We start from the raw sequence: 22,500 nt of genomic DNA, 5'->3' as shown, positions 1-22,500 counted from the left end.
CCGGTGCTCAGGGCTGGGCCGCGACGACGGCGTCGCTGACCTTGATCGGCTTCGGAATCAGCTTGAGCGCGTGGAAGGTGTCGGCGATGCGCTGCTGGTCGGCGGCGACCTCGGGCGTGATCGGCTTCACGTTGAACTCGTAGCGGCGCAGCGCGAGCTCGACCACGTCGACCGGCAGGCCCTGCAGCGGCGCGATCAGCTCGGCCGCCTGGCGCAGGTTCTTCTTGAGCCAGATGCCCTGGGCCACCGAGTCCTCGAACAGGGCCTCGATCACCTTCGGGTTGTTCTTCACGAAGCCGCGCTCGCCCAGGTAGTACTGGTAGTTGCTGACCACGCCCGGCGTGCCGTCGGCGAGCACGCGCGCGCCGGTGGCCTTCTCGGCCGCGGCCTGGAACGGATCCCAGATCACCCAGGCGTCGACGTTCCTGCTCTCGAAGGCGGCGCGGCCATCGGCCGGTGCCAGATACACGGGCTGGATGTCGCTGAACTTCAGGCCGTTCTTCTCGAGCTGCTTCACGAGCAGGTAGTGCACGTTGCTGCCCTTGTTGAGCGCGACCTTCCTGCCCTTGAGGTCGGCCACCGACTGGATCGGCGAATCCTTGGTGACCAGGATCGCCTCGGCGCGCGGCGCGGCCGGGTCGTAGCCGAAGTAGACGAACTTGGCGCCCGCGGCCTGCGCGAAGATCGGCGGCGCCTCGCCCACGTAGCCGACGTCGACGGCGCCGACGTTCAGGCCCTCGAGCAGCTGCGGGCCGGCCGGGAACTCGACCCACTTCACGCCCACGCCCAGCGGCGCGAGGCGCTTCTCGAGCGAGCCCTGCGCCTTCTGCAGCACGAAGAGACTTGCCGATTTCTGGTAGCCGATGCGCAGCTCCCTGGCGGCGCCGGCCTTGCCCTGCGCATGCGCGGAGGTGGCGGACAGGAAGCTCACGATCAATGCGATCGCGGCGACCACGACGATGCTGACGGCGAGGTCGCGCAATGCGCGCCAGAGCGAGCGCGGTGGCACGTCGAGCACGGAATCTTCGGTGGCAACGGGGTTCATGCGGGGTGGTCCTTGGACTGAATCGAAACTGGAGGCGAAGCCATCCCCGCGCGGCGCGAATCGCCGCGTTCGGAAGGGTCGGGAATGGGATGAAGCGGTGGTGGCGGCCGGGTCGTGCGCCGGCCGGCTTCAGACGCTACATCGCACGCGCGAGAACGGCACCGGCTCGAAGCCGTGTGTCGCCGGCAGCTTCAGCCCCTCGGTGGCCAGCACCTCGACGGCCTCGTTGAGCCGCTCCGCCAGGTCGTTGTGCACCTGGTAGGCGTTCTCGGGCGTCAGCGCGATCTGCGAATCGCTCGCGTAGACGCCCGGCAGGATGTGGCGCGCCGCGAGCGACTGCAGCACGGGCCGCAGCGCGTAGTCGAGCGCGAGCATGTGGTGCGGGCTGCCGCCGGTGGCCAGCGGCAGCACCGTCTTGCCCTTGAGCGCGTTCTGCGCCAGCAGGTCGAGGAAGACCTTGAGCACGCCGCTGTAGGCGGCCTTGTAGACCGGCGTGGCCACCACGATGGCGCGGGCTCGCGTCACCTGGGCGATGGCCTGCACGATGGCCGGATGGTTCCAGTCCGCCAGCAGCAGCGCCTGCGCCGGCAGGTCGCGGATCGCGAGCCGTTCGATCTGCGCATGGCGCCGCGCCAGGCGCTCGGCCACCGCGTCGAGCAAGGCGGTGGAGCGCGAGGGCGCCGAGGGGCTGCCGGCAATCAGGAGAACGGACACGGAAGGCTTTCGGGTGGCGGTATCGGAAGGGTCGAAGCGAACCGGTCCCCGGCACCCGTCGAGACGGGCGCCATCGGGGCCGGTGGCCGCGGGGCGAATGCCGCGCTTACTTCTGCTTGGCGGTGTAGATCTGGTCGAACGAGGCGCCGTCGGCGAAGTGGTCCTTGTCGGCCTTGCTCCAGCCGCCGAAGGCCTGGTCGATGGTCACCAGCGTCAGCTTGGGGAACTGCTTCTCGTACTTGGCCTTCGCCTTGTCCGAGGTCGGGCGGTAGAAGTTGCGGCCCGCGATGTCCTGGCCTTCGTCGGAATACAGGTACTTCAGGTATTCCTCGGCCACGGCGCGCGTGCCCTTCTTGTCGACCACCTTGTCGACCACCGCCACGGTGGGTTCGGCCAGGATGGAGATCGACGGCACCACGATCTCGAACTTCTCGGGGCCGAATTCCTTCAGCGCCAGGAAGGCTTCGTTCTCCCAGGCCAGCAGCACGTCGCCCACGCCGCGCTGGACGAAGGTGATGGTCGAGCCGCGCGCGCCGGTGTCGAGCACGGGCACGTTCTTGAACAGGTTGCCGACGTACTCCTTGGCCTTGGCATCGCCGCCGTACTTGCGCTTGGCGAATTCCCAGGCCGCGAGGTAGTTCCAGCGGGCGCCGCCCGAGGTCTTGGGGTTGGGGGTGATCACCTGCACGCCGGCCTTGACCAGGTCGTCCCAGTCCTTCAGGCCCTTGGGATTGCCCTTCTTCACCAGGAACACGATGGTCGAGGTGTAGGGCGCCGAGTTGTGCGGCAGGCGCTTCTGCCAGTCGGCCTTGAGCAGGCCGCCATGGGTCACCAGCGCGTCGACGTCGCCGCCGAGGGCCAGCGTGGCCACGTCGGCGTCGATGCCGTCGATGATCGAGCGGGCCTGCTTGCCCGAGCCGCCGTGCGATTGCTTGATCGTCACGTCCTGGCCGGTCTTGCCCTTCCAGTACTTCGCAAAGGCCTGGTTGTAGTCCACGTACAGCTCGCGCGTGGGGTCGTAGGAGACGTTCAGCAGCGTCACCGGGCCGGCGGCGCTGCCCTGGGCGAACGCCGGCAGCGCCGACAGGGCCATGGCGCCGGCCACGCCGGCACCGAGGGAAAGCTTGATAAAGTCGCGGCGGAGGCTCATGGTGTCGTTCTCGAATGGCATATCAATGAAGCTGCGTATTCTCAATACGACATATAGGAACTGGAACGACCAAGTTTTCAGTTCTAAATAGCTAAATCAACTAAGAGCAGCTTTTTCGCGCTCCCCCACCCAAAGGCAATCGACATGGCACGCATGATTCAGTGCATCAAGCTCGGCAAGGAAGCCGAAGGGCTCGACTTCCCGCCCTACCCCGGCGAACTCGGCAAGCGCATCTGGGAGAGCGTCAGCAAGGAAGCCTGGACCGCCTGGCTCAAGCAGCAGACCATGCTGGTGAACGAGAACCGCCTGAACCTCGCCGACCAGCGCGCCCGCCAGTACCTGGCACGCCAGATGGAGAAGCACTTCTTCGGCGAGGGCGCCGACGTCGCCCAGGGCTACGTCCCGCCGTCGGCCTGAGGCCGCGCACCTACTTGCAGTGACGGCCGAACCGGTCGCCTGGCGCACGGACGGCACACCGCACAGCGAGCGCTTCGGCGACATCTATCACACGGAGGCCGGCGCGCTCGCGCAGTCGCGCCACGTCTTCCTCGGCGGCTGCGGCCTGCCGGCCGCCTGGGCCGGCCAGCCGCAGTGGCGCATTCTCGAAACCGGCTTCGGGCTGGGCCTCAACTTCCTCGCGACCTGGGCCGCGTGGCGCGCCGATCCGGCACGCCCGCGGCTGCTTCATTTCGTCTCGATCGAGGCCTGGCCGGTCGCGGCCGAAAGCCTGCTGCGCGCCGCCGGCGCCTATGAGGAACTCGCGCCGCTCGCGCGCGGGCTGGCCGCGCGCTGGCACGGCCTGCTGCCGGGCTTCCACCGCCTCGCCTTCGACGACGGCCGGGTGCTGCTCACGGTCTGCGTGGGCGAGGTGCAGCCCATGCTGCGCGCCCAGCGCTTCGAGGCCGACAGCCTGTATCTCGATGGCTTCAGCCCGCAGTGCAATCCCGAGATGTGGTCGGCCGAGACGCTGAAGGCGCTCTCGCGCTTCGCGCGCCCGGGCACCCTGCTCGGCACCTGGACCTATGCGCGCGCCGTGCGCGACGCGCTGGCGCAGAACGGCTTCCAGCTCGAACGCCGCCCCGGCCTGCCGCCCAAGCGCGACTGCCTGGGCGCGCGCTTCGCGCCGGCCTGGACCGTGCGCCGGCGCGAGCCGCTGCCCGAGACCGTTTCAGCGCCGGGCCGCTGCGCCGTGATCGGCGCCGGCCTCGCGGGCGCGGCCGTGGCGGCCAGCCTCGCGCGGCGCGGCTGGCGAGTCGAGGTGCTCGACGCCGCCGCGCGCCCCGCCGAAGGCGCCTCGGCTTGCCCGTGGGCCTGCTCGCGCCCCATGTGTCGCCCGACGACGCCCTGCTCTCGCGGCTCACGCGTGCCGGCATCCGCGCGACCTGGAACGAACTGGCGCAGCGCCTGGAAGAAGGCCGCGACTGGCGCGGCACCGGCACGCTGGAGCGCCGGCCCGATGGCGACGTGCGCGTGCCCGCGGGCTGGCAGGCCGACGGTCCCAACGAATCCTGGCCTGCGAGCGCAGCGCAGCTCGCGGCCGCGGGCCTGCCGCCCGACGCGCCCGCGCTCTGGCATGCGCGCGCCGCCTGGGTGCGGCCGCGTGCGCTGGTCGAAGCCTGGCTGCGCGAGCCCGGCATCGCGTTCCGCGGTGGCTGCCGCGTCGAGCGGCTGGAGCGCGATCCGGCCACCGGCGGCTGGCGGCTGCTGGCCGAAGACGGCCGCGTGCTGGCCGAGGCCGACCGCGTGGTGGTCGCGATGGGCCATGGCTCGGGCCTGCTGGCGCCACGCCTGCCGCTGCAGCCGGTGCGCGGCCAGGTGGCCTGGGGCCGCAGCGACGCGGCGGCGCTGCCCGCCGCGCCCGTGAATGGCGATGGCCACCTGATCGCTGGCGTGCCCGAGCCCGATGGCGGCGCGCCGCTCTGGCTGGCCGGCGCCACCTTCGACCGCGACAGCCATGACCTCGCGCCGCGAGACAGCGACGCCGAAGCCGTGCGCGAACGCGCCGCACGGCTGCATCCGGCCAGTGCCGAATCGATCGACCAGGCCTTCGCACGCGGCGAGGCCCAGGCCTGGGTCGGCGTGCGTTGCGCCTCGGGCGACCGCCGACCGCTGGTCGGGCCGCTGGGCGATGCGCTGGAAGACAAGGGCCTGTGGGCCTGCACGGCGCTAGGCTCGCGCGGGCTCAGCTTCGCCGCGCTGTGCGCTGAGCTGTTGGCCGCGCAGTGGCATGGCGAGCCGCTGCCGCTGCCGGCGGCGCTGGCGAAGGCGCTCGATACGCGGCGTGCCGCGCGGGACTGATAAAGCACGAACAGCCAGACGCAGAGGACGCGAAGGTTCCGCGAAGGACGCAAAAGGAATCCAGAAAAAATCTCGGTTTTCTTTTTCGCGCCTTTCGCGGAACCTTCGCGTCCTCTGCGTCCGGAAGTCCGCTCCCGCTATACGGCGTCGAGTGCCGGCAGCAGATGGTCGATGCGCCCATCGCCGTAGCTGCGCACCACCTCCGAGATCACCACCCGATAGCCGTCGAGCCAGTTCGCCTGCGCCGCCTTGGCCTTCAGATGGGAGGGGTGCGTCATCAGCGCCTGCAGCGCCTCGAGCGAGCGCCAGTAGTAGACGTTCGACACCAGCCCGTTGGCGCTGTTCTCCCAGCTCTCCTCGCCCAGGTAGCCGGGCAGCGCGCGGGCGGCTTCGGCGATCGCCTGGTCGAGCCGGTGGAAGGCGTCGTCGAACTGGCGGGTGGCGAAGATGAAAGTCGATGCGTACATGGTCCTCCATGGGCGAACGGTGCGGCCACGCGGGCCGAGGGGGCGCGGATTATGCGGCAGTCCTGCCGGCCCCGTCGCCACGGACATGTCCGGCGACACACGAACGCAGGAGAATGCCCCATGCCCAGCACCCAGTACGACATCCGCCACACCACGATCTACCGCTACAACGAGCCGGTCAGCTTCGGGCTGCACCGCGTGATGTTCCGCCCGCGCGACAGCCACGACCTGCGCGTGCTGGCCACCGACCTGCAGGTGAGCCCGTCGGCCCACACGCGGCTGATCCAGGACCCGCATTCCAACTCGGTGGCGCTGGTGCAGCCGATGGGCGAGGCCACCGAGCTGCGCATCGTCTGCTCGTTCACCATCGAGACCGTGCCTGCGGCCGCGCAGGACCAGCTCGCGATCGACCCGGCCGCGGAGTTCCTGCCCTTCGCCTATTCGCTGCAGGACCGGCTCGACCTCGAGCACTACCTGCGCCCGCACCACGACGACCCCGACGGCACGCTGATCCGCTGGGCCCACCAGTTCCTGCACACCGACAAGCCCAACAGCACGCGCGAGGTGCTCACGCGCATGAACGCCCACATCGGCCAGAGCCTCGAGTACCTGGCGCGCGACGAGGAAGGCACGCAGACGCCGCTCGAGACACTGGCGCTGGGCAGCGGCAGCTGCCGCGACTACGCTCTGCTGATGATGGAGGCGGTGCGCCGCCTGGGCATCGCCACGCGCTTCGTCTCGGGCTACATCTACGACGCCGCGCTCGACAGCACGGTGCAGGCCAAGGGCGAGGCCATGACCGGCGCCGGCACCACCCATGCCTGGCTGCAGGCCTACCTGCCGGGCGCGGGCTGGGTCGCGTTCGATCCGACCAACAACCTCATGGGCAGCGGCCAGTTGATCCGCGTCGGCGTGACGCGCGACCCGGCCCAGGGCGCGCCGATCTCGGGCAGCTGGTACGGCCCGGCCGAGGCCTACGAAGGCCTCGAGGCCACGGTGACGGTCACGCGCCGGCGCAACTGAGCGCGCCGCGCGCGGCGCTGCTGTCGCGCAGGCGATAGCGGCTACGGGAAAGCCCCCACCGATTGCAGGGGCGGCGCCTCTACGCTGCCCCGCCGGCCCGAAAGAAAAGCACGGTCGTGCCAGCTTCATGGGCACCTCCCGACGACGGCGGCCGGCATTCCTCGCCCCCAGAAAACGGAGACAACGAACCATGCATTCCGCGCGCCTCAAGCTCATCGTCATCGCCGCCAGCATCGCCGCCGCTTCCTGCGGCGGCGGAGGCGGCGGTGGCGCCGTCTTCCCGATCGTGCCGCCCGCGCCCGCCCCCGCGCCGCCGGCGCCGCCCCCGCCGCCGCCCGCACCCCCGCGCCCGAGGAACGCCGCGCGCAGGACGACCGCAATTCCTTCGCGCCGGCCGATGCCGCGGCCACCACCTTCACGGCCCTGGCCGCCGCCGCCGGCGACGCGATCGACAACGCCACCACCAGCCGCTGGGCCGGCGTGCTCGGCGGCGCGGCCTACCGCGTGGAGGTGCCGGCCAACTGGAACGGCAAGCTCGTGATGTACGCGCACGGCTATGCCGGCGAAGGCAACGTGCTCGCGGTCAGCAATCCCTCGATCCGCCGCTACCTGATCCAGAACGGCTATGCCTGGGCCGCCTCGAGCTACAGCAAGAACTTCTACGACGTGCGCGTGGGCGTGGAGGACACCAACGCGCTGGCGCTGGAGTTCAACAAGATCGCCAAGGCCAATGGCCGCGAGCTCGCCGCGCCGTCGAAGATCTACATCACCGGCCACTCGATGGGCGGCCACATCACGGCCGCGGCGATCGAGGACGAGGCCTATGCCACGGCCAACCACAAGGTGCGCTACAACGGCGCGGTGCCGATGTGCGGCGTGGTCGGCGACACCGAGCTGTTCGACTACTTCGCGGGCGCGCAGGTCACGGCGCAGGCGCTGGCGGGGCTGCCTAAGTACCCGACGGTGAACTGGTCGGACATCGCGGCGCAGGTCACGGGCACGCTGTTCACCGACTTCACGGTCTCGCCGATCCCCAACATCACCACCACGCCCACCGGCACCAAGTACGCCTCGGTGATCGAGAACCTCACCGGTGGCCCCCGTCCGATGTTCGACCTCGGCTTCAAGTCGGGCGGCTCCTTCGCCTTCGTGTGGGGCGTGCTCGGCAGCGACGGCACGGTCAACGGCATCCTCAACAAGAGCACGCTCGACACCAACCGCTTCACCTACACCATCGAAGGCGATGCGGCCGGCTCGACGGCGCTCAACGGCTCGGTGCTCAAGCTCACCGCCGTGCCCGATGCCAACCGCCTGCGCCGCGACGGACTGCGCTGGATTCCCAAGGCCAACGGCGAGTTCAAGATCCCGGTGGTCACCCTGCACACGCTCGGCGACCTCTACGTGCCCTTCAGCATGGAGCAGATCTACAACAAGCGCGTGGCGGCCAAGGGCAACAGCGGCTGGCTGGTGCAGCGCGCGGTGCGCGGCATCACCCATTGCGACTTCACACAGGCCGAGCAGGTCGAGGCCTTCGACGCGATGATCAAGTGGGAGCGCGACGGCGTGAAGCCCGCGGGCGACGACGTGGTGACCGCGGCGACGGTGGCCGATCCGGCCTATGGCTGCAAGTTCACCCGTCCGCTCGGCGCGGTGGACGAGACGAGCATCGCCTCGCGCACCGTGGCGGCCGGCGCGCATCCCTGCCCGCCCTGAGCGGCAAGGGACGGCAGCGGTCTTCGGACCGCTCCCGCCGTCGTCCGTTGCCGCAGCCGCGCGCGCTCAGGAGCGCGCGGCCAGCTTCGCCTCGAGCACCGCGATCAGCGCCCTCGCCTCGTCGCCCTCGGGGATGTCGCGCCCGCTGTCGCGCCACTGCACCGCGCTCTTGAAGCCCTCGGCCTCGGCCTGGCGGCGGAACCACATGCCCTCGGGGTTGTGGCGCGTGATGCCGTCGAACACGGTGGCGAACATCTGGCTCTGCTCCAGGCCCATCGAGTGCCAGACCTGGTTGACGACCAGCTTGTGCATCATCAGGTGCGAGCGCGGCACGCCCGCGATGCGCAGCGCGAGCTTCAGCGTGGCGGCGTCGAGTTCCTCGGCCGGCACCGCGAAGTTGGCGAGGCCCCAGTCGGCCGCCTGCGCGCCGTCGATGGTGTCGCCGGTGAACATCAGCTGCTTGGCGCGCAGCGCGCCGAGCCTGTAGGTCCACATGGCCGTGGTCGGGCAGCCCCACACGCGCGTGGGCATGTAGCCGATGCGCGCATCGTCGGCCATGGTCAGCAGGTCGCAGCACAGCGCGATGTCGCTGCCGCCGGCCACGGCATAGCCATGCACCTTGGCGATGGTCGGCTTGGTGCAGCGCCACAGCGCCATGAAGTCGTCGGTGTTGCGCTTCATCGCGGCGTAGTCGAGCATCGGGTCCCACGGCGTCTTCTCCTGCCGGCACGGATGCTCGCCCTGCCCCTCGCGCCCGTGGCCCTCGGCATAGTCGCCGAGGTCGTAGCCGGCACAGAAGGCGCGGCCCGCGCCCTCGACCACGATCACGTGCACCGCGTCTTCGGCCTGCGCCCACTCCACCGCGTGGCGGATGTCGGTGGGCGTGGTCTCGGCGATGGCGTTGAGCTTCTCGGGGCGATTGAGCACGAGGCGCGCGATGCGCGGATGCTGCGGGTCCTTGTCGATGACGACGGTGCGGAAGTCGGGCATGGGCGGTGTCTCCTGGGTGGATCGTCGGTCGCAGGTCGACGTGCCTGCGTCCCGCATCCGCTTGTAGCATCGGCCGCCGCGCGCGCAACCGGCGCTTGCACCGATGCGCCCCGTGCTCAGGCGCCCGAGAGCCGGAAGCGGAACACCGCGCCGCGTCCGGCCTGCGGCACCAGCCGGATGTCGCTGCCATGCAACTGCAGGATGCGCTGCACGAACACCAGCCCCAGCCCGCCGCCGCCCGAGCCGTCGCTGCGCACGCTGCCGGTGAAGGCCGGGCGCTTGAACAGGCCGGGCTGCAGCTCGCGCGGAATGCCGGGCCCGGTGTCGCTGACCTGCACCGTCACGCCCGTGCCCTCGTCGCCGCTGGCCGCTCGCAGTTGCACTACGATCTCGCCGCCGGCCGGCGTGTGGCGGATCGCGTTGTCGAGCAGGTTGGTCAGCACGCGCTCGATCATCCCGAGGTCGGCCGACACCACCGGCAGGCCCGGCGCGATGTCGGGACGCAGCTTCTGCTGCCGCGACTCGGCCGCGAGCTCGAACTTCTGGAACACGTCCTGCACCAGGTCGGCCAGCGCGAAACGCTCCTTCTCGGGCTTGACCACGCCGTACTCGAGCCGCGCCAGCTCGAACAGCTCCTGCGCGAGCCGCCCCACCTTGCGGCTCTGGTCGAGCGCGATGTCGAGGTAGCGGCGGCGCTCCTCCTCGTCGAGCGTGCCGGCCTTCAGGCGCAAGGTCTCGAGGTAGCCGTGCAGCGAGGTCAGCGGCGTGCGCAGGTCGTGCGAGACGTTGGCGAACAGCTCGCGCCGCTGCTGGTCCTGCAAGGTGAGCTCGCGCCACTGCTCGGCGATGCGCCGCGTCATCTGCGCGAAGGCCTGCGCCAGCAAGGCGATCTCGCCGCCGCCACGCGCGATGCGCTCCAGCGTCGGCGCCTGGCCCTCGATCGCATCGATGCCCTCGGTCTCGAAGCGCCGCACCGCGGCCGTGAGTTCGCGCAGCGGCCGCGTGATGAGCCAGAACGCGGCCGTGCCCGCGACCAGCCCGAGCAGCGCCACCAGCCCCATCGACCACAGCGTGGTGCGCAGCGCGTTGTCGGCCGCCACGTGCGCGGCGAGCGCATCGTGGTCCTCGCCCTGCAGCACGACATAGACATAGCCGGCGTCGCGGCCGTCCATGCGCAGCGGCGCGGCGCTGAAGACCTTGGCGGTCTGCAGGTTGCGCGGATCGTCGCCGAGGATCGGCATCGGCGCGCCGGCCAGCAGACGCCGCACGGGCGCGAGGTCGACGCGGTCGCGCTTGAGGTGCCCCTCGGGCGCGGCCTGGGCCTCGATGCGGCCGTCGAGCGCGAGCAGGTAGACCTCGACGCTGGGGTTGACGGCCATCAGCTGGTCGAACAGTCGCTTGACCGCGGCCGGGTCGAGCCCGCCCGGGCGCATCAGCTCGGCGTTCTCGGCGATGTGCGCGGCCAGGCCGCCCGACAGGCGCTGGATCACCTCCTGCTCGTGACGCCCGTTCGCGCGCACCTGCAGCCAGGCCGAGGCGCCGCAGCACACCAGCAGCAGCAGCGCGAACACCAGCGACAGCCGGCGCGAGAGCGTGGCCCAGCCCATCATGCGGCGCCCTCGTCCTTGCCATCGGCCGTGGCCGAGAGCTTGTAGCCGCGGCCCCACACGGTGAGGATGCGCCGCGGCGCGGCCGGGTCCGCCTCGACCTTGGTGCGCAGCCGGTTGATGTGGGTGTTGACGGTGTGCTCGTAGCCGTCATGCTGGTAGCCCCAGACCTGGTTGAGCAGGTCGAGCCGCGAGAACACCTTGCCCGGGTGGCGCGCGAAAAAATACAGCAGGTCGAACTCGCGCGGCGTGAGCTCGATGGGCTTGCCGTCCACGCGCACCTCGCGTGCGAGCGGCTCGATCTCGAGGTTGCCGAGCGCGAGGCTGCCCGACTCCAGCCGCGCATTGCGCGCCAGCGCATCGGTGCGGCGGATCAGCGCCTTCACGCGCGCCACCAGCTCGAGCACCGAGAAGGGCTTGGCCAGATAGTCGTCGGCGCCGAGCTCGAGGCCGAGGATGCGGTGCACCTCGCTCGAGCGCGCGCTGATGATGATGATCGGGGTGTAACGTGCCATGGCGCGTGCGCGGCGGCAGATCTCGAGCCCGTCGATTCCGGGCAGCATGAGGTCAAGCACCAACGCGTCCCACTGGCCGCGCTCGAGTTCGCGCAGGCCCGCGTGCCCATCGGCCGCATGCACCACCGCATAGCCTTCGTCGCGCAGGTGCATGCGCAACAGTTCGGCGATATGGGCGTCGTCTTCGACCAGCAGCACGCGCTTGGGGGTGTCCATGGCGCCGATTGTCCCGCGATACGGATTCCCGAGTTATCACGATTCTTTGAACTTTGCGTGATGAATCGGCCAGGGGGTGGGCCCAAGAATCCGCCCCATGAACAGCACCGCCCTCGCCGCCCCGGACACCCGTCCCATCCATCCGCTGTGGATGCGCATCACGCACTGGCTCAACGCGCTGGCGGTGCTGATGCTGGTGACGAGCGGCTGGCGCATCTACAACGCGGCGCCCTTCTTTCCCTTCACCTTTCCGTCCGGGGCAACGCTCGGCGGCTGGCTCGGCGGGGCGCTGCAGTGGCACTTCGCGGCGATGTGGCTGCTGGTGTTCAACGGCTTCGTCTACCTGGCGCTCAACATCGCGAGCGGACGGCTGGCCACCAAATTCTTTCCGGTCACGCCCGGCGGTGTGTGGCACGACGCGCTGTCGGCGCTCAAGGGGCGGCTCTCGCATGCCGATCCGCGCCGCTACAACAACGTGCAACGGCTGGCCTATCTGTTCGTGATGCTCGACATCGTCTTGATCGTGCTGTCGGGGCTGGTGCTCTGGAAGTCGGTGCAGTTCGCTGTGTTGCGCGATCTGTTGGGTGGCTACGAGTTCGCACGGCGCATTCACTTCTTCGGCATGGCCTCTTTGGTTGCCTTTGTCGTGGTGCATCTGGTGATGGTGGCGCTGGTTCCGCGCACCTTGCTTGCGATGGTTTTTTGGGGTCGTTCTTCTCGGGGTCTGAAATGAACGCCCTGGTTCTTGATGTGCTGCGTTCGGGGCGGGCTCACGCCGACGGGGTACTCCCCTCCGCGAATGTCCCCCGGCCTTCGGCCTCCTCCTTTATTTCGCTGCGGGGAGTACCCCATCGACGTGAGCCTGGGACGCGCCGGTCGAACCGGCTGCACAACCGCTGCGTCCACGTGCACAGGGCAGCGGGTGCTTCCCGCAGCGAAATAAAGGAGGAGCCGAAGGCGGGGGACATTCGCGGAGGGAAGTACCCGCTGTCCTGTGCACGCGCCACGAACCCAAACGACAACCACCCGACATGAGAATCTTCAAAGCCCCAAGGATGACCGCCGTCGACAGCGAGGCAGTGGTGAAAGAAGCCCGCCAACTGATCGCGAAGAAGATCGACCGCCCCGAACGCCGCGCCTTCCTTCAACGCTCACTGACCCTGGGTGGCCTGTCACTGCTCACAGGCTGCAGCATCAGCGACGACACCCACGTCGAAGCCGCGCTCTCGAAGATCTCGCGCATCAACGACAAGGTGCAAGGCCTGATCTTCAGCCCCACGCAGCTCGCCGAGACCTATCCCGCCTCGATGATCACGCGGCCGTTTCCGTTCAATGCCTACTACGGCGAGGACGAGATCCGCGAGGTCGACGGGGAAAGCTACCGGCTCGAGGTGACCGGCCTGGTCGCCGACAAGCGCCGCTGGACCCTGCCCGAGCTGCGCGCCATGCCGCAGCACGAACAGATCACGCGCCATATCTGCGTGGAAGGCTGGAGCGCCATCGGCCGCTGGGGCGGCGTGCGCTTCGCCGATTTTCTGCGCCACGTCGGTGCCGACATAACCGCGCGCTACGTCGGCTTCAAGTGCGCCGATGACTACTACACCAGCATCGACATGGCGACCGCGCTGCATCCTCAGACCCTGCTGGCGCTGACCTACGACGGCGAGGTGCTGCCGCCGAAGTACGGCTTTCCGATGAAGCTGCGGATGCCGACCAAGCTTGGCTACAAGAACCCCAAGCATATCCAGGCGATGTTCGTCAGCAATACCTATTCAGGTGGCTACTGGGAAGACCAGGGCTACAACTGGTTCGGAGGGAGCTGAGTCGTCGCCCGCGACGATTCGCCTGCCGATGAAAGCGCGAGGCCGTGTTCCTCGACGAACCGCGCCTCTCTTGAAAAGTGAAACCTCAACCCGAAAGACTTCCCAATGAACAAGCTCAGCGCAACCCTGCTCGCCACCTGCCTCGCCTTCGCCGGCGCCTCCGCTTTTGCCGCCGACGAGATGGCCAAGGATGGCATGGCCAAGGACTCGATGTCCAAAGATGCCATGAAGCAGGATTCGATGGCGAAGGACTCCATGTCGAAAGACGGCATGAAGAAGGACTCGATGGCCAAAGACTCCATGTCCAAGGACGCGATGAAGAAGGATGCCATGGGCAAGGACGCGATGAAGAAGTAAGAAAAGGCACCCGAACCCGACGCGGCATTGACGGCCGCCGGAATCGGCGGCAATGTCGCCTCCGGCGGTCGCTCCCGCGTGGCCACCTCCCCTCAAGGATCCTCCATGAAATCCCTCGCATTCACCGCCGCCACCCTCGCCGCCGCGGCCCTGGTCTGGCATGCCGTGCCCTCGTCGGCCGAGCCCGCGCGCCGCGTGCCCGCCCCCACCGCCGACCTCGTCGCGCCACCCGCCGCCAAGACCGAAACCGCCGTCTTCGCGGGCGGCTGCTTCTGGGGCGTGCAGGGCGTGTTCCAGCGCGTGCAGGGCGTGAGCAACGCCGTCTCGGGCTATGCGGGCGGCGATGCGAAGACCGCCAAGTACGACGAGGTCGGCTCGGGCCGCACCGGCCATGCCGAATCGGTGCGCATCACCTACGACCCGAAGCAGATCAGCTACGGCAAGCTGCTGCAGATCTATTTCTCGGTCGCGCACGACCCGACCGAACTCAACCGCCAGGGCCCCGACTCCGGCACCCAGTACCGCTCCACCGTGTTCGCCGAGAACGCCGAGCAGGCGCGCATCGCGAAGGCCTACATCGCCCAGTTGAACCAGGCCAAGACCTTTGGCAAGCCGCTCGCCACCACCATCGAGACGGGCAAGCCCTTCTACGCCGCCGAGGACTACCACCAGGACTTCCTCACGAAGCACCCGGATCACGGCTACATCGTCGTCAACGACTGGCCCAAGATCGACGATCTGAAGAAGCTCTTCCCCGAGAGCTATCGCTCGGCGCCCGCGCTGGTGAGCGCGGCGAAGGGCGTTTGATGCGCCCATGAGCGTGCTGCTTCGCATCGCCTTCGTCCTCGCCGGCGCGTTGCTGCTCGGGCTGGCCGCCAACGAAGCGCTGCGCGCGGTCGGGCACTGGTACGAGACGACCCGGGCCCAGAGCGAAAGCGACTTGTCGCAGGCCTTCGTCATCGCGCTCGCGGTGCAGGCGGTCTGCGTGCTCGTGGGCGGGTGGCTCGGCAACCTGCTGCTCAGACACTGGCGCCGCGAGCGCGCCAGCGCCGAACGCTCCTAGAGCAGCCTCTGCCGCCCCGCCTGCTCTTCGAGTTCGGCGCGGAAGTCCGGATGCGCGATCGCGATCAGCTCGCGCGCGCGCTGCTTGGCCGACTTGCCACGCAGTTGCGCCACGCCATGCTCGGTCACCACGTAGTCGATGTCGTTCTTGCTCGTGCTCACGTGCGTGCCGGGCGACAGCGAGGGCACGATGCGCGAGATGGTGTCGCCCTTGGCGGTCGAGGGCAGCACGATGAAGGCCTTGCCGCCGCGCGATCGGTTGGCCGCACGCACGAAGTCCGACTGCCCGCCCGTGCCCGAATACGGCGCATGGCCCAGGCTCTCGGAACCGCACTGGCCCAGCAAATCGATCTGCATGGTGGCGTTGATCGCGACCAGGTTGTCGTTGAGGCCGGCGAGCGCGGGGTCGTTGGTGAAGTTCACCGGATGCATCTCGAGCGCCGGGTTGCGGTCCATGAAGCGGTAGAGCTTGCTCGAACCGAGCGCGAAGGTCGCAATCGACTTGCCCGGCAGGTGGTTCTTGCGCCGGTTGGTCACGGCGCCGCTCTCCACCAGCGTGAGGATGCCGTCGCCGATCATCTCGGTGTGGATGCCGAGGTCGCGCTTGGCGGTGAGCTGCATCACCACCGCGTCGGGAATGCCGCCATAGCCGATCTGCAGGGTCGAGCCGTCGTCGATGCGCTCGGCCACGTACTTGCCGATGGCCTGCTGCACCGGACCGATCTTGGGCAGGCCCACCTCGAGCACGGGCGCCTCGCTCTCGACCAGCGCCGCCACCCGCGACACGTGCACATGGCAGGCGCCATGCGCGAAAGGCACGTTCGGGTTGACCTCGAGCACCACCGCGCGCGCCCTGGCCACGGCGGCCATCGTGTAGTCCGCGCCCAGGCTCAGCGCGAAGTAGCCGTGCGCGTCCATCGGCGAAGCCATGCTGAAGACCACGTCGGCCGGAATCTGGCCGCGCTCGATCTGCGCCGGGATCTCCGAGAAGTAGTTGGGCAGGAAATCGATCCAGCCCTCCTGCCCGCCCGCGCGCGTGGCGCCGCCGAAGAACAGCGCGACGTGGCGCACGTGCGCCACCGTCTCGGGATCGATGTAGGCGTACTTGCGCATCGCGAGGATCTGCGCGACCTTGACGTCGCGGAAATCGCGCCGCTGCTCGGACAGCGCCTCGAGCAGCGCGGGCGGCTCGCCCACGCCCGTGGGCACGATGATCATGTCGCCGTTGCGCACCTGGCGCACGGCATCGGCGGCGCTCGCGCGCTTGCGGCGGTACTGGTCCTGGAAGTCCATGAAGCGTCTCGTCTCCTCTTTGGGTTGCGAACAGGGGTCGTGCCTACAGCGGCGCGTCGTTGCGCGCATCGTAGGTGCCGCGCCGCGCGGCCCGGTTGCAGCGCGTGCGGAACACCAAGGCCTTCTGCGCCTCGGCCACGCGGGCCGGGTCGCCCTTCCAGAGATCGAGCGCGGGCTGCTGCACCGCGCGCGAGAACGAGAAGCTCAGCGCCCACGGCAGCCGCGCGCCGAAGCGGGCATTCATCGCATTGAGCCGCGCCGACGCGAGCTGCGCCGACTGCCCGCCCGAGAGGAAGGCCACGCCCGGCACCGCCGCCGGCACGCTGCGCAGCAGGCAATGCACCGTGGCATCGGCCACCGCGGCCACGTCGTCCTGCACGGCGGCGTTCTGCGCCGGCAGCACCATGTTCGGCTTGAGCAGCATGCCCTCGAGCAGCACGCCCTGCGCGCGCAGCTCGGCGAAGGTGCGGTGCAGCACTTCTTCGGTCACCTCGGCGCAGCGCGCGAGCGAATGGTCTCCGTCCATCAGCACCTCGGGCTCGACGATAGGCACCAGCCCGGCTTCCTGACACAGCGCCGCATAGCGCGCGAGCGCATGCGCGTTGACGTGGATGCAGGCGCTGCTGGGCAGGCCCGCGCCGATCGCGATCACGCCGCGCCACTTGGCGAAGCGCGCGCCCAGGCCCGCGTACTCGGCCAGCCGTTCGCGCAGGCCGTCGAGGCCCTCGGTCACCGTTTCGCCCGGATGGCCCGCGAGCGGCTTGGCGCCGGTGTCGACCTTGATGCCCGGCACGATGCCCGCGGCGGCCAGGGCCTGCGCGAAGGGCACGCCGGCATTGGTGGTCTGGCGCAGCGTCTCGTCGAACAGGATCGCGCCGCCGATGCTGTCGGCGAGCCCCGGCGCCGTGACGATCAGTTCGCGCCAGTCGCGCCGCGCCGCCTCGGTCTGTGGGATGCCGAGCGCGGCGAAGCGCTTGTTGCAGGTGGCGTTGCTCTCGTCCATCGCGAGCAGCCCCTTGTCGGCGGCCAGCAGCGCGGCGGCCGTGTCGGTCAATGTCTTGGCGGTCATGTCGGGACACCTTTCGGGGGCCATCCTACGCCCGCAAGACTTGTCCCTAGATGACGTTGCGCTCCAAGAGCGGCGCGTTGCGCAGGATGCGTTCGAAGCCCACCGCCGACAGGTCGAGGCTGCGGTAGCCGCCGAAGCGGATCAGTTCGGCCACGCCGCGCCCCGCCGCCGGGCATTGCTGCAGGCCATGGCCCGAGAAGCCGTTGGCGAAGTAGAGGTTGTCGCAGTCCGGGTGCAGGCCGAGGATGGCGTTGTGGTCGAACAGGTTCATCTCGTAGTAGCCGGCCCAGGCGCCGGTCATGCGGATGGCCTCGAAGGCCGGCACGCGTTCGGCCAGCGTGGGCCAGATGAAGCTGTCGAAGGCCTCGTACTCGACCTCGAGCGGCGCGTCGTCGGGGTCCTGGTCCTCGGGCGGCGCGAAGCCGCAGATGAACTGGCGGCCCTCGGGACGCAGCCAGATGCCCGAGGTGTCGATCACCAGCGGGCAGCCGGGCAAGGCCTCGGGACACGAGAAGCTGAACACGCTGCGGCGCCGACCGCGCACCGGCAGGTCGATGCCGGCCCAGCGCGCCACCGTCGCGGCCCAGGCGCCCGCGGCATTGACGACCACGTCGGCCGGCAGGGCCTGGCCGTCGGCGAGCACGACGCCGCGCACGAGGCGCCCTTCGCATTGCAGCCCGGTCGCCTGCGCCTGCACATAGCGCACGCCCTGCGACACGGCCTTCTTGCGGAAAGCCTGCAGCAGGCTGTAGCCGTCGTACCAGCCCTCGCCCGACAGGCCCAGCGATCCCAGCGCGACGCCCTCGGTGTCGAGCCACGGAAAGCGCGCCTTCAACGCCTCGGGCTCGAGCAGCGCCACATCGACCGCATGGGCCTTCTGCAGCGCATGGTTCTCGCGCAGCACGCCCTCGCCCGCCGCCGAGGCCAGGTAGAGGTAGCCGGGCTCGACCAGGCCGATGTCGGGTTCGTCGTCGCCCACGCGCAGCGTCCGGCCCAGGCCGCGGAAGAAGTCGATGCCGTAGCGCGACATCTCGATGTTGATGGCGGTCGAGAACTGCTGGCGGATCGAGCTGGCCGACAGCGCCGACGAAGCCTGGCTGTACGAGAAGTCGCGCTCGACCACCGTGACCTCGAAGGGCTCCTGCGCCGGATCGCCGGTCAGGAAATAGGCGATGGCCGAGCCGATGGCCCCGCCGCCGATGATCACCACACGCCGCATGGAATGCCTTTCGCTTCGCTCGTCATCGTCACTGCCCCGCGTCATGCGCCAGCCGCGGCGCGCGCCCTCCAGCGTACCCACAAACACGCGACCGCGGCGCAGCAGCGCGGCCGGCACTTCGGCCATGTCGTCGCGGCAGGGCTGACGCCGATTAGAGTGGCGCTGGCGGGCGCAAAGCGGGCCGCGCCAGAATCGGCCCACCAGGACAAGCAGGCGAGATGAGAAAAGACATACCCAACCTCGGCGCGCTGCAGGCCTTCGAGGCCTCGGCGCGGCTGGGCAGCTTCACGCGCGCCGCGAGCGAACTGGCGCTCACGCAGAGCGCGGTCGGCCGCCAGGTGGCGATGCTCGAGCAGCGGCTCGGCGTGGCGCTGTTCTCGCGCGTGCGGCGCCGGCTCACGCTGACCGACGTGGGCCGCGAGTACGCGGCGCGCATCCGCCGCCACCTCGACCAGATCCGGCGCGACACGCTGGAGATCGCCGCCGGCCACGACATGGGCTTCGTGCTCGAGGTGGCGGTGGTGCCCACCTTCGCCACCCAGTGGCTGATTCCGCGCCTGCCCGATTTCAGCCGGCTGCATCCCAACATCACGGTCAACCTGTCGGCGCGCTCGCAGCCCTTCTCGTTCCAGGAGAACGCCTACGACGCCGCGATCTACTTCGGCGACCAGTTCTGGCCCGACACGCGCGGCGGCCGAATCTTCTCCGAGGGCGAGATGGTGCCGGTGTGCAGCCCGGCCTTCCGCGATGCCAACGGCCCCTGGGACGAGGCCGCGTTCGCGCGCTGCCGCCATGTGCACCTGAGCACGCGCGCCCATGCCTGGCGCGACTGGTATGCGCAGCAGGGCTGGGACTACACGGTGCACGCCTCGCGCGGGCCGCGCTACGAGCTCTTCACCATGGTGACGGCCGCCACCGCGGCCGGCATGGGCGTGGGCCTGGCGCCGCGCCTGTTGATCCAGCACGAGTTGCGCACCGGCGAGCTCGTGATCCCGATCGACCGCAGCCTCGACGTGAGCCAGGGCTACTACTTCGCCTATCCCGAAGGCCGGCCGGCCTCGGGGGCGCTCGAGCATTTCGAGCGCTGGGTGCTGAGCCTGACGCCGGAAGCAGCGAAGGATTGAGCGGCCTGTCTTTTTCTTGCTCCCTCCCCCTCTGGGGGAGGGCCGGGGTGGGGGCACCGACCCGTCGACACCGTGAAGCGATGGATGCGCCCGGTGCCCCCATCCCGACCTCCCCCAAAGGGGGAAGGAGTCAATACCTGGTCAGACCGGCGCCGGGTTGCGCTCGGCGAAACCGCGCTGGTGCCAGTACGGATAGGCCAGCGTCGTCGTGCTCGCCACGTCGAGCTCGGCCACCTGCTCCTTCGTGAGGTTCCAGCCCACCGCGCCGAGGTTCTGGCGCAGCTGCTGCTCGTCGCGCGCGCCGATCACCACGCTCGACACCGTCGGGCGCTGCAGCAGCCAATTCAGCGCCACCTGCGGCACCGTCTTGCCGGTCTCGCCGGCGATCTTCTCGAGCGCATCGACGACGCGGTAGAGCAGCTCGTCGGGCACCGGCGGGCCCATGTCGGCCGTCACGTGCAGGCGGCTGTTGGCCGGCAGCGGCTGGCCGCGGCGGATCTTGCCGGTGAGGCGGCCCCAGCCCAGCGGGCTCCACACCACCGCGCCCACGCCCTGGTCCTGCGCCAGCGGCATCAGCTCCCATTCGTAGTCGCGGCCCACCAGCGAGTAGTAGGCCTGGTGCGCCACGTAGCGCGGATAGCCGTAGCGCTCGGCCACGCCCAGCGACTTCATCAGGTGCCAGCCCGAGAAGTTGGAGGCGCCCACGTAGCGCAGCTTGCCGGCGCGCACCAGGTCGTCGAGCGTCGAGAGCGTCTCTTCCACCGGCGTGGCGGCATCGAAGCCGTGCAGCTGGAACAGGTCGATGTAGTCGGTGCCCAGGCGCTTAAGCGCGGCGTCGACCGCGGCGACCAGGTGGTAGCGCGAGGAACCGACTTCGTTGGCGCCCTCGCCGCTGCGGAAGGTGGCCTTGGTCGAGATCAGCAGCTTGTCGCGCGCACGGCCCTTGATCGCCTCGCCGAGCACCGACTCGGCTGCGCCGCCCGAGTAGATGTCGGCGCTGTCGAACATGTTGACGCCCGCATCGAGGCAGATGTCGATCAGCTTGCGGGCCTCGGCCACGTCGGTGCTGCCCCAGGCCTGGAAGAACTCGCCCTTGCCCCCGAAGGTTCCGGTGCCGAAGCTCAGGACGGGGACCTTGAGGCCCGATCGGCCCAGATGACGGTATTCCAAGATGCTGCTCCTTCGGCCCGCGGGCCATGTGGTGCGGGCCGACGGCCCGCGGATGGCAGCCATTGTTGGCCGCGGGACTGAACCCTGGCCGGCAGTCGGGCTTCTAGGGCAGCAGCTTGGAGATTGCGTCTTCGAAGGCCAGCACGTCCGAACCGACGTGCGTGGAGTTGAACACCGTCTGCGTCAGCTTGAAGTCCTTGTAGTTGCGGGCCGCGAGCCGGTCGTACATCTCCTTGACCACCGGCCCGTTGCAGTTGGCGTCGCAGCGCGCCAGCACCATGGTCGCGGGCAGCGACTTGCCGGCCAGCGCGGTGAACATCTTCTGCTCGAGGTCGTAGTTGACGTCCTTCTGCTGCCAGAAGGCGGCTTCGGTGGACAGGAAGTACGAGAACACCAGCTGGTCGGGCGCCTCGAGGAACATCGCGGTCGCGGCCAGGTTGCCGCTGGTCGACAAGCCCGAGAGCATGCGGCGCTTCGGGTCCATGCGGTACTTCGACTCGAGGTAGGGAACCAGCTCCTTCACGAGGAAGGCGTGGTAGCCGTTGGCGCCCGGGAAGTTGTAGTCCTCCTGCCGCCGCGCGCTGCCACCGATGCCCACCAGGATGGCCTTGGTGCCACGCCGTTGCAGGATGTTCTTGAGGTTCACGAAGCGCGTGTCGGGCAGGCCGTTGGTGGCATCGCCGTCGAGCGCATAGATGGTGGCGAATGAATCGGTGCCGGCGTCGTAGCCGGCCGGGATGTAGATGTCGATGCGGTAGTCCACGCCATAGGCCTTGGCGCTGACGGTCTCGCTGACCACGCGGCCGGTGGAGGATGGCGGCGGCGGCGCGGGCTGCTCGGGTGCCGGAGCCGGCGGCAGGATCGGGAGGCCGCCGCCTCCACCGCCACCGCCGCCCCCACCGCAGGCCGCCATCGCCGCGACCAGCACGCAACCGCACACGGCCGCGAGTGCGCGGCGCCATCTTTCTTGTCTCATGTGGTTCCTCTTCTTCTACCCCGGCACACGTCGTGCCGGGCGGGATGCTGCGCCGGGGGCCGGGCAGCGTCAACCTCGCCGGTCGGATCGGCCCGGCTGTGGCGCCATGTCCACACGCCTCGCGACGGCACGATGGCGCCTATGGCCGCATGCCGAGCGACAACGACGATGCGGTCAGGGCGCGATCTCCTTGAGGGCCTCGTCCACCGGCACCGTGAGCCCCACCTTCACCCGGCTCATGGCCACCAGCGTCTTGAAGCGCTTCACGTTGTTGTTCTCGAAGAACAGCTCGCGCGTGAGCCGCGTGTAGTCGGCCATGCTGCGCACCGCGAAGATCAGCACGAAGTCACACTCGCCCGCCACGTAGTAGCACTGCTGCACCTGCGGGCAGGCCTGGAAGCTGCGCTTCATCGCATCGAGCAGGTCGACGCGCTCGCTCTCCACCTCGACCTCGACGATCACCGTGAGCTCGCAGCCCACCGCATCGGGGTTGACGATCGCCGCATGGCGCTCGATCACGCCCTCGTCGGCCATGCGCTTCAGGCGCCGGTTGACCGCCGCGGCCGACAGGTGCACCTGCTGGCCCAGCTCGCCCTGCGGCAGGCGCGCGTCCTGCTGCACCAGCGCCAGCAGCTTGAGGTCGTAGGCATCGAGGGGCGTGGGCATGGG

22 protein-coding genes and 2 pseudogenes are annotated in these 22,500 nt (G+C 69.5%); 11 read left to right on the top strand and 13 right to left on the bottom strand.

The features are described from left to right. Positions 1-7: 7 nt before the first annotated feature. The 3 genes from INQ48_14395 to INQ48_14385 all read right to left on the bottom strand — a co-directional run bounded on the left by INQ48_14395 (position 8) and on the right by INQ48_14385 (position 2,909). Positions 8-1,045: a sulfonate ABC transporter substrate-binding protein gene (locus INQ48_14395; GenBank protein ID QRF60326.1), complete on the bottom strand. Its 1,038-nt coding sequence runs from the start codon at positions 1,043-1,045 to the stop codon at positions 8-10. A 129-nt stretch (positions 1,046-1,174) separates the two neighbouring features. Continuing rightward, a complete protein-coding gene (ssuE, locus tag INQ48_14390) occupies positions 1,175-1,759 on the bottom strand; it encodes an NADPH-dependent FMN reductase (GenBank protein ID QRF60325.1) in 585 nt (194 codons plus the stop codon). A gap of 106 nt (positions 1,760-1,865) precedes the next feature. Beyond that, entirely contained in the window at positions 1,866-2,909 is a 1,044-nt protein-coding gene (locus INQ48_14385; GenBank protein QRF60324.1) for a sulfate ABC transporter substrate-binding protein, read from the bottom strand. 144 nt (positions 2,910-3,053) lie between these two features. Between INQ48_14385 and INQ48_14380 the strand changes: the two genes are divergently transcribed. Together INQ48_14380 and mnmC are read left to right on the top strand one after the other, a co-directional pair. Then, positions 3,054-3,326: an oxidative damage protection protein gene (locus tag INQ48_14380; GenBank protein ID QRF60323.1), complete on the top strand. Its 273-nt coding sequence runs from the start codon at positions 3,054-3,056 to the stop codon at positions 3,324-3,326. A 19-nt stretch (positions 3,327-3,345) separates the two neighbouring features. Beyond that, a pseudogene (gene mnmC / locus INQ48_14375) lies at positions 3,346-5,207 on the top strand (FAD-dependent 5-carboxymethylaminomethyl-2-thiouridine(34) oxidoreductase MnmC). Between the two features lie 137 nt (positions 5,208-5,344). Here mnmC and INQ48_14370 read toward each other — a convergent pair. Next, positions 5,345-5,674, bottom strand: a complete 330-nt coding sequence (locus INQ48_14370) for an antibiotic biosynthesis monooxygenase (GenBank protein QRF60322.1) — start codon at positions 5,672-5,674, stop codon at positions 5,345-5,347. Between the two features lie 120 nt (positions 5,675-5,794). On the opposite strand from INQ48_14370, the gene INQ48_14365 reads away from it, so the two are divergent. Then, positions 5,795-6,697, top strand: a complete 903-nt coding sequence (locus tag INQ48_14365; protein QRF60321.1) for a transglutaminase family protein — start codon at positions 5,795-5,797, stop codon at positions 6,695-6,697. Between the two features lie 190 nt (positions 6,698-6,887). Further along, positions 6,888-8,410, top strand: a pseudogene (locus INQ48_14360) (alpha/beta hydrolase). A 66-nt stretch (positions 8,411-8,476) separates the two neighbouring features. On the opposite strand, the gene INQ48_14355 reads toward INQ48_14360, so the two are convergent. The 3 genes from INQ48_14355 to INQ48_14345 all read right to left on the bottom strand — a co-directional run bounded on the left by INQ48_14355 (position 8,477) and on the right by INQ48_14345 (position 11,738). Continuing rightward, a complete protein-coding gene (locus INQ48_14355; GenBank protein QRF60320.1) occupies positions 8,477-9,400 on the bottom strand; it encodes a crotonase/enoyl-CoA hydratase family protein in 924 nt (307 codons plus the stop codon). Positions 9,401-9,516: 116 nt separating this feature from the next. Further along, positions 9,517-11,007, bottom strand: a complete 1,491-nt coding sequence (locus INQ48_14350; GenBank protein QRF60730.1) for a HAMP domain-containing protein — start codon at positions 11,005-11,007, stop codon at positions 9,517-9,519. Continuing rightward, a complete protein-coding gene (locus INQ48_14345) occupies positions 11,007-11,738 on the bottom strand; it encodes a response regulator transcription factor (protein ID QRF60319.1) in 732 nt (243 codons plus the stop codon). Before INQ48_14345 ends, INQ48_14350 begins: the two co-directional genes overlap by 1 nt. Before the next feature lie 97 nt (positions 11,739-11,835). Between INQ48_14345 and INQ48_14340 the strand changes: the two genes are divergently transcribed. From INQ48_14340 to INQ48_14320, 5 genes are all read left to right on the top strand, one after another. Continuing rightward, complete coding sequence (locus INQ48_14340) at positions 11,836-12,471, top strand: cytochrome b/b6 domain-containing protein (protein QRF60318.1); 636 nt, start codon at positions 11,836-11,838, stop codon at positions 12,469-12,471. A 298-nt stretch (positions 12,472-12,769) separates the two neighbouring features. Next, positions 12,770-13,561: a molybdopterin-dependent oxidoreductase gene (locus INQ48_14335; protein QRF60317.1), complete on the top strand. Its 792-nt coding sequence runs from the start codon at positions 12,770-12,772 to the stop codon at positions 13,559-13,561. A 105-nt stretch (positions 13,562-13,666) separates the two neighbouring features. Beyond that, positions 13,667-13,918: a pentapeptide MXKDX repeat protein gene (locus tag INQ48_14330; protein QRF60316.1), complete on the top strand. Its 252-nt coding sequence runs from the start codon at positions 13,667-13,669 to the stop codon at positions 13,916-13,918. A gap of 105 nt (positions 13,919-14,023) precedes the next feature. Next, a complete protein-coding gene (gene msrA / locus INQ48_14325) occupies positions 14,024-14,725 on the top strand; it encodes a peptide-methionine (S)-S-oxide reductase MsrA (protein ID QRF60315.1) in 702 nt (233 codons plus the stop codon). Positions 14,726-14,732: 7 nt separating this feature from the next. Continuing rightward, positions 14,733-14,981 carry a hypothetical protein gene (locus INQ48_14320; protein ID QRF60314.1) on the top strand — a complete coding sequence of 83 codons (249 nt, stop codon included), beginning with the start codon at positions 14,733-14,735 and terminating at the stop codon, positions 14,979-14,981. On the opposite strand, the gene INQ48_14315 is transcribed toward INQ48_14320, so the two are convergent. Genes INQ48_14315 through INQ48_14305 form a run of 3 tightly spaced genes read right to left on the bottom strand, consistent with a single transcriptional unit; the run spans position 14,978 to position 18,561 of the window. Continuing rightward, positions 14,978-16,273: an acetyl-CoA hydrolase/transferase family protein gene (locus INQ48_14315; protein ID QRF60313.1), complete on the bottom strand. Its 1,296-nt coding sequence runs from the start codon at positions 16,271-16,273 to the stop codon at positions 14,978-14,980. The two genes, INQ48_14320 and INQ48_14315, sit on opposite strands and share 4 nt — an antisense overlap. Positions 16,274-16,316: 43 nt before the next feature. Then, positions 16,317-17,342, bottom strand: a complete 1,026-nt coding sequence (locus INQ48_14310; protein ID QRF60312.1) for a fructose-bisphosphate aldolase class I — start codon at positions 17,340-17,342, stop codon at positions 16,317-16,319. 46 nt (positions 17,343-17,388) lie between these two features. Beyond that, on the bottom strand, positions 17,389-18,561 hold the full coding sequence (locus tag INQ48_14305) for an FAD-binding oxidoreductase (protein QRF60311.1): 1,173 nt from the start codon (positions 18,559-18,561) through the stop codon (positions 17,389-17,391). 3 nt (positions 18,562-18,564) lie between these two features. Between INQ48_14305 and INQ48_14300 the strand changes: the two genes are divergently transcribed. Together INQ48_14300 and INQ48_14295 are read left to right on the top strand one after the other, a co-directional pair. Next, positions 18,565-18,783, top strand: coding sequence for a hypothetical protein (locus INQ48_14300; protein ID QRF60310.1), 219 nt, complete (start codon positions 18,565-18,567; stop codon positions 18,781-18,783). Next, positions 18,780-19,685, top strand: a complete 906-nt coding sequence (locus tag INQ48_14295; GenBank protein QRF60309.1) for a LysR family transcriptional regulator — start codon at positions 18,780-18,782, stop codon at positions 19,683-19,685. The genes INQ48_14300 and INQ48_14295 overlap by 4 nt, the downstream gene beginning before the upstream one ends. A gap of 141 nt (positions 19,686-19,826) precedes the next feature. Here INQ48_14295 and INQ48_14290 read toward each other — a convergent pair whose 3' ends face one another. From INQ48_14290 to INQ48_14280, 3 genes are all read right to left on the bottom strand, one after another. Then, complete coding sequence (locus tag INQ48_14290; protein ID QRF60308.1) at positions 19,827-20,855, bottom strand: aldo/keto reductase; 1,029 nt, start codon at positions 20,853-20,855, stop codon at positions 19,827-19,829. 103 nt (positions 20,856-20,958) lie between these two features. Then, positions 20,959-21,831, bottom strand: coding sequence for an alpha/beta hydrolase (locus INQ48_14285; protein QRF60307.1), 873 nt, complete (start codon positions 21,829-21,831; stop codon positions 20,959-20,961). A 174-nt stretch (positions 21,832-22,005) separates the two neighbouring features. Continuing rightward, positions 22,006-22,497: an Lrp/AsnC family transcriptional regulator gene (locus tag INQ48_14280; GenBank protein ID QRF60306.1), complete on the bottom strand. Its 492-nt coding sequence runs from the start codon at positions 22,495-22,497 to the stop codon at positions 22,006-22,008. Between the last annotated feature and the right edge of the window lie 3 nt (positions 22,498-22,500).

Source organism: Variovorax paradoxus (genome assembly GCA_016806145.1).
Lineage (GTDB): Bacteria > Pseudomonadota > Gammaproteobacteria > Burkholderiales > Burkholderiaceae_C > Variovorax.
Note: the sequence above shows the minus strand (reverse complement) of the source record. Positions and strands in the feature narration are given on the sequence as shown.

Bases quoted from the DNA above. Each gene is read 5' to 3' on its own strand.
- INQ48_14345 (QRF60319.1), bottom strand. From the start codon at position 11,738: ATGGACACCCCCAAGCGCGTGCTGCTGGTCGAAGACGACGCCCATATC.
- INQ48_14300 (QRF60310.1), top strand. From the start codon at position 18,565: ATGCCTTTCGCTTCGCTCGTCATCGTCACTGCCCCGCGTCATGCGCCA.
- INQ48_14280 (QRF60306.1), bottom strand. From the start codon at position 22,497: ATGCCCACGCCCCTCGATGCCTACGACCTCAAGCTGCTGGCGCTGGTG.
- INQ48_14370 (QRF60322.1), bottom strand. From the start codon at position 5,674: ATGTACGCATCGACTTTCATCTTCGCCACCCGCCAGTTCGACGACGCC.
- INQ48_14355 (QRF60320.1), bottom strand. From the start codon at position 9,400: ATGCCCGACTTCCGCACCGTCGTCATCGACAAGGACCCGCAGCATCCG.
- INQ48_14350 (QRF60730.1), bottom strand. From the start codon at position 11,007: ATGGGCTGGGCCACGCTCTCGCGCCGGCTGTCGCTGGTGTTCGCGCTG.
- msrA (QRF60315.1), top strand. From the start codon at position 14,024: ATGAAATCCCTCGCATTCACCGCCGCCACCCTCGCCGCCGCGGCCCTG.
- INQ48_14330 (QRF60316.1), top strand. From the start codon at position 13,667: ATGAACAAGCTCAGCGCAACCCTGCTCGCCACCTGCCTCGCCTTCGCC.
- INQ48_14365 (QRF60321.1), top strand. From the start codon at position 5,795: ATGCCCAGCACCCAGTACGACATCCGCCACACCACGATCTACCGCTAC.
- INQ48_14340 (QRF60318.1), top strand. From the start codon at position 11,836: ATGAACAGCACCGCCCTCGCCGCCCCGGACACCCGTCCCATCCATCCG.
- INQ48_14285 (QRF60307.1), bottom strand. From the start codon at position 21,831: ATGAGACAAGAAAGATGGCGCCGCGCACTCGCGGCCGTGTGCGGTTGC.
- INQ48_14380 (QRF60323.1), top strand. From the start codon at position 3,054: ATGGCACGCATGATTCAGTGCATCAAGCTCGGCAAGGAAGCCGAAGGG.
- INQ48_14305 (QRF60311.1), bottom strand. From the start codon at position 18,561: ATGCGGCGTGTGGTGATCATCGGCGGCGGGGCCATCGGCTCGGCCATC.
- INQ48_14395 (QRF60326.1), bottom strand. From the start codon at position 1,045: ATGAACCCCGTTGCCACCGAAGATTCCGTGCTCGACGTGCCACCGCGC.
- INQ48_14295 (QRF60309.1), top strand. From the start codon at position 18,780: ATGAGAAAAGACATACCCAACCTCGGCGCGCTGCAGGCCTTCGAGGCC.
- INQ48_14310 (QRF60312.1), bottom strand. From the start codon at position 17,342: ATGACCGCCAAGACATTGACCGACACGGCCGCCGCGCTGCTGGCCGCC.
- INQ48_14320 (QRF60314.1), top strand. From the start codon at position 14,733: ATGAGCGTGCTGCTTCGCATCGCCTTCGTCCTCGCCGGCGCGTTGCTG.
- INQ48_14335 (QRF60317.1), top strand. From the start codon at position 12,770: ATGAGAATCTTCAAAGCCCCAAGGATGACCGCCGTCGACAGCGAGGCA.
- INQ48_14385 (QRF60324.1), bottom strand. From the start codon at position 2,909: ATGAGCCTCCGCCGCGACTTTATCAAGCTTTCCCTCGGTGCCGGCGTG.
- INQ48_14315 (QRF60313.1), bottom strand. From the start codon at position 16,273: ATGGACTTCCAGGACCAGTACCGCCGCAAGCGCGCGAGCGCCGCCGAT.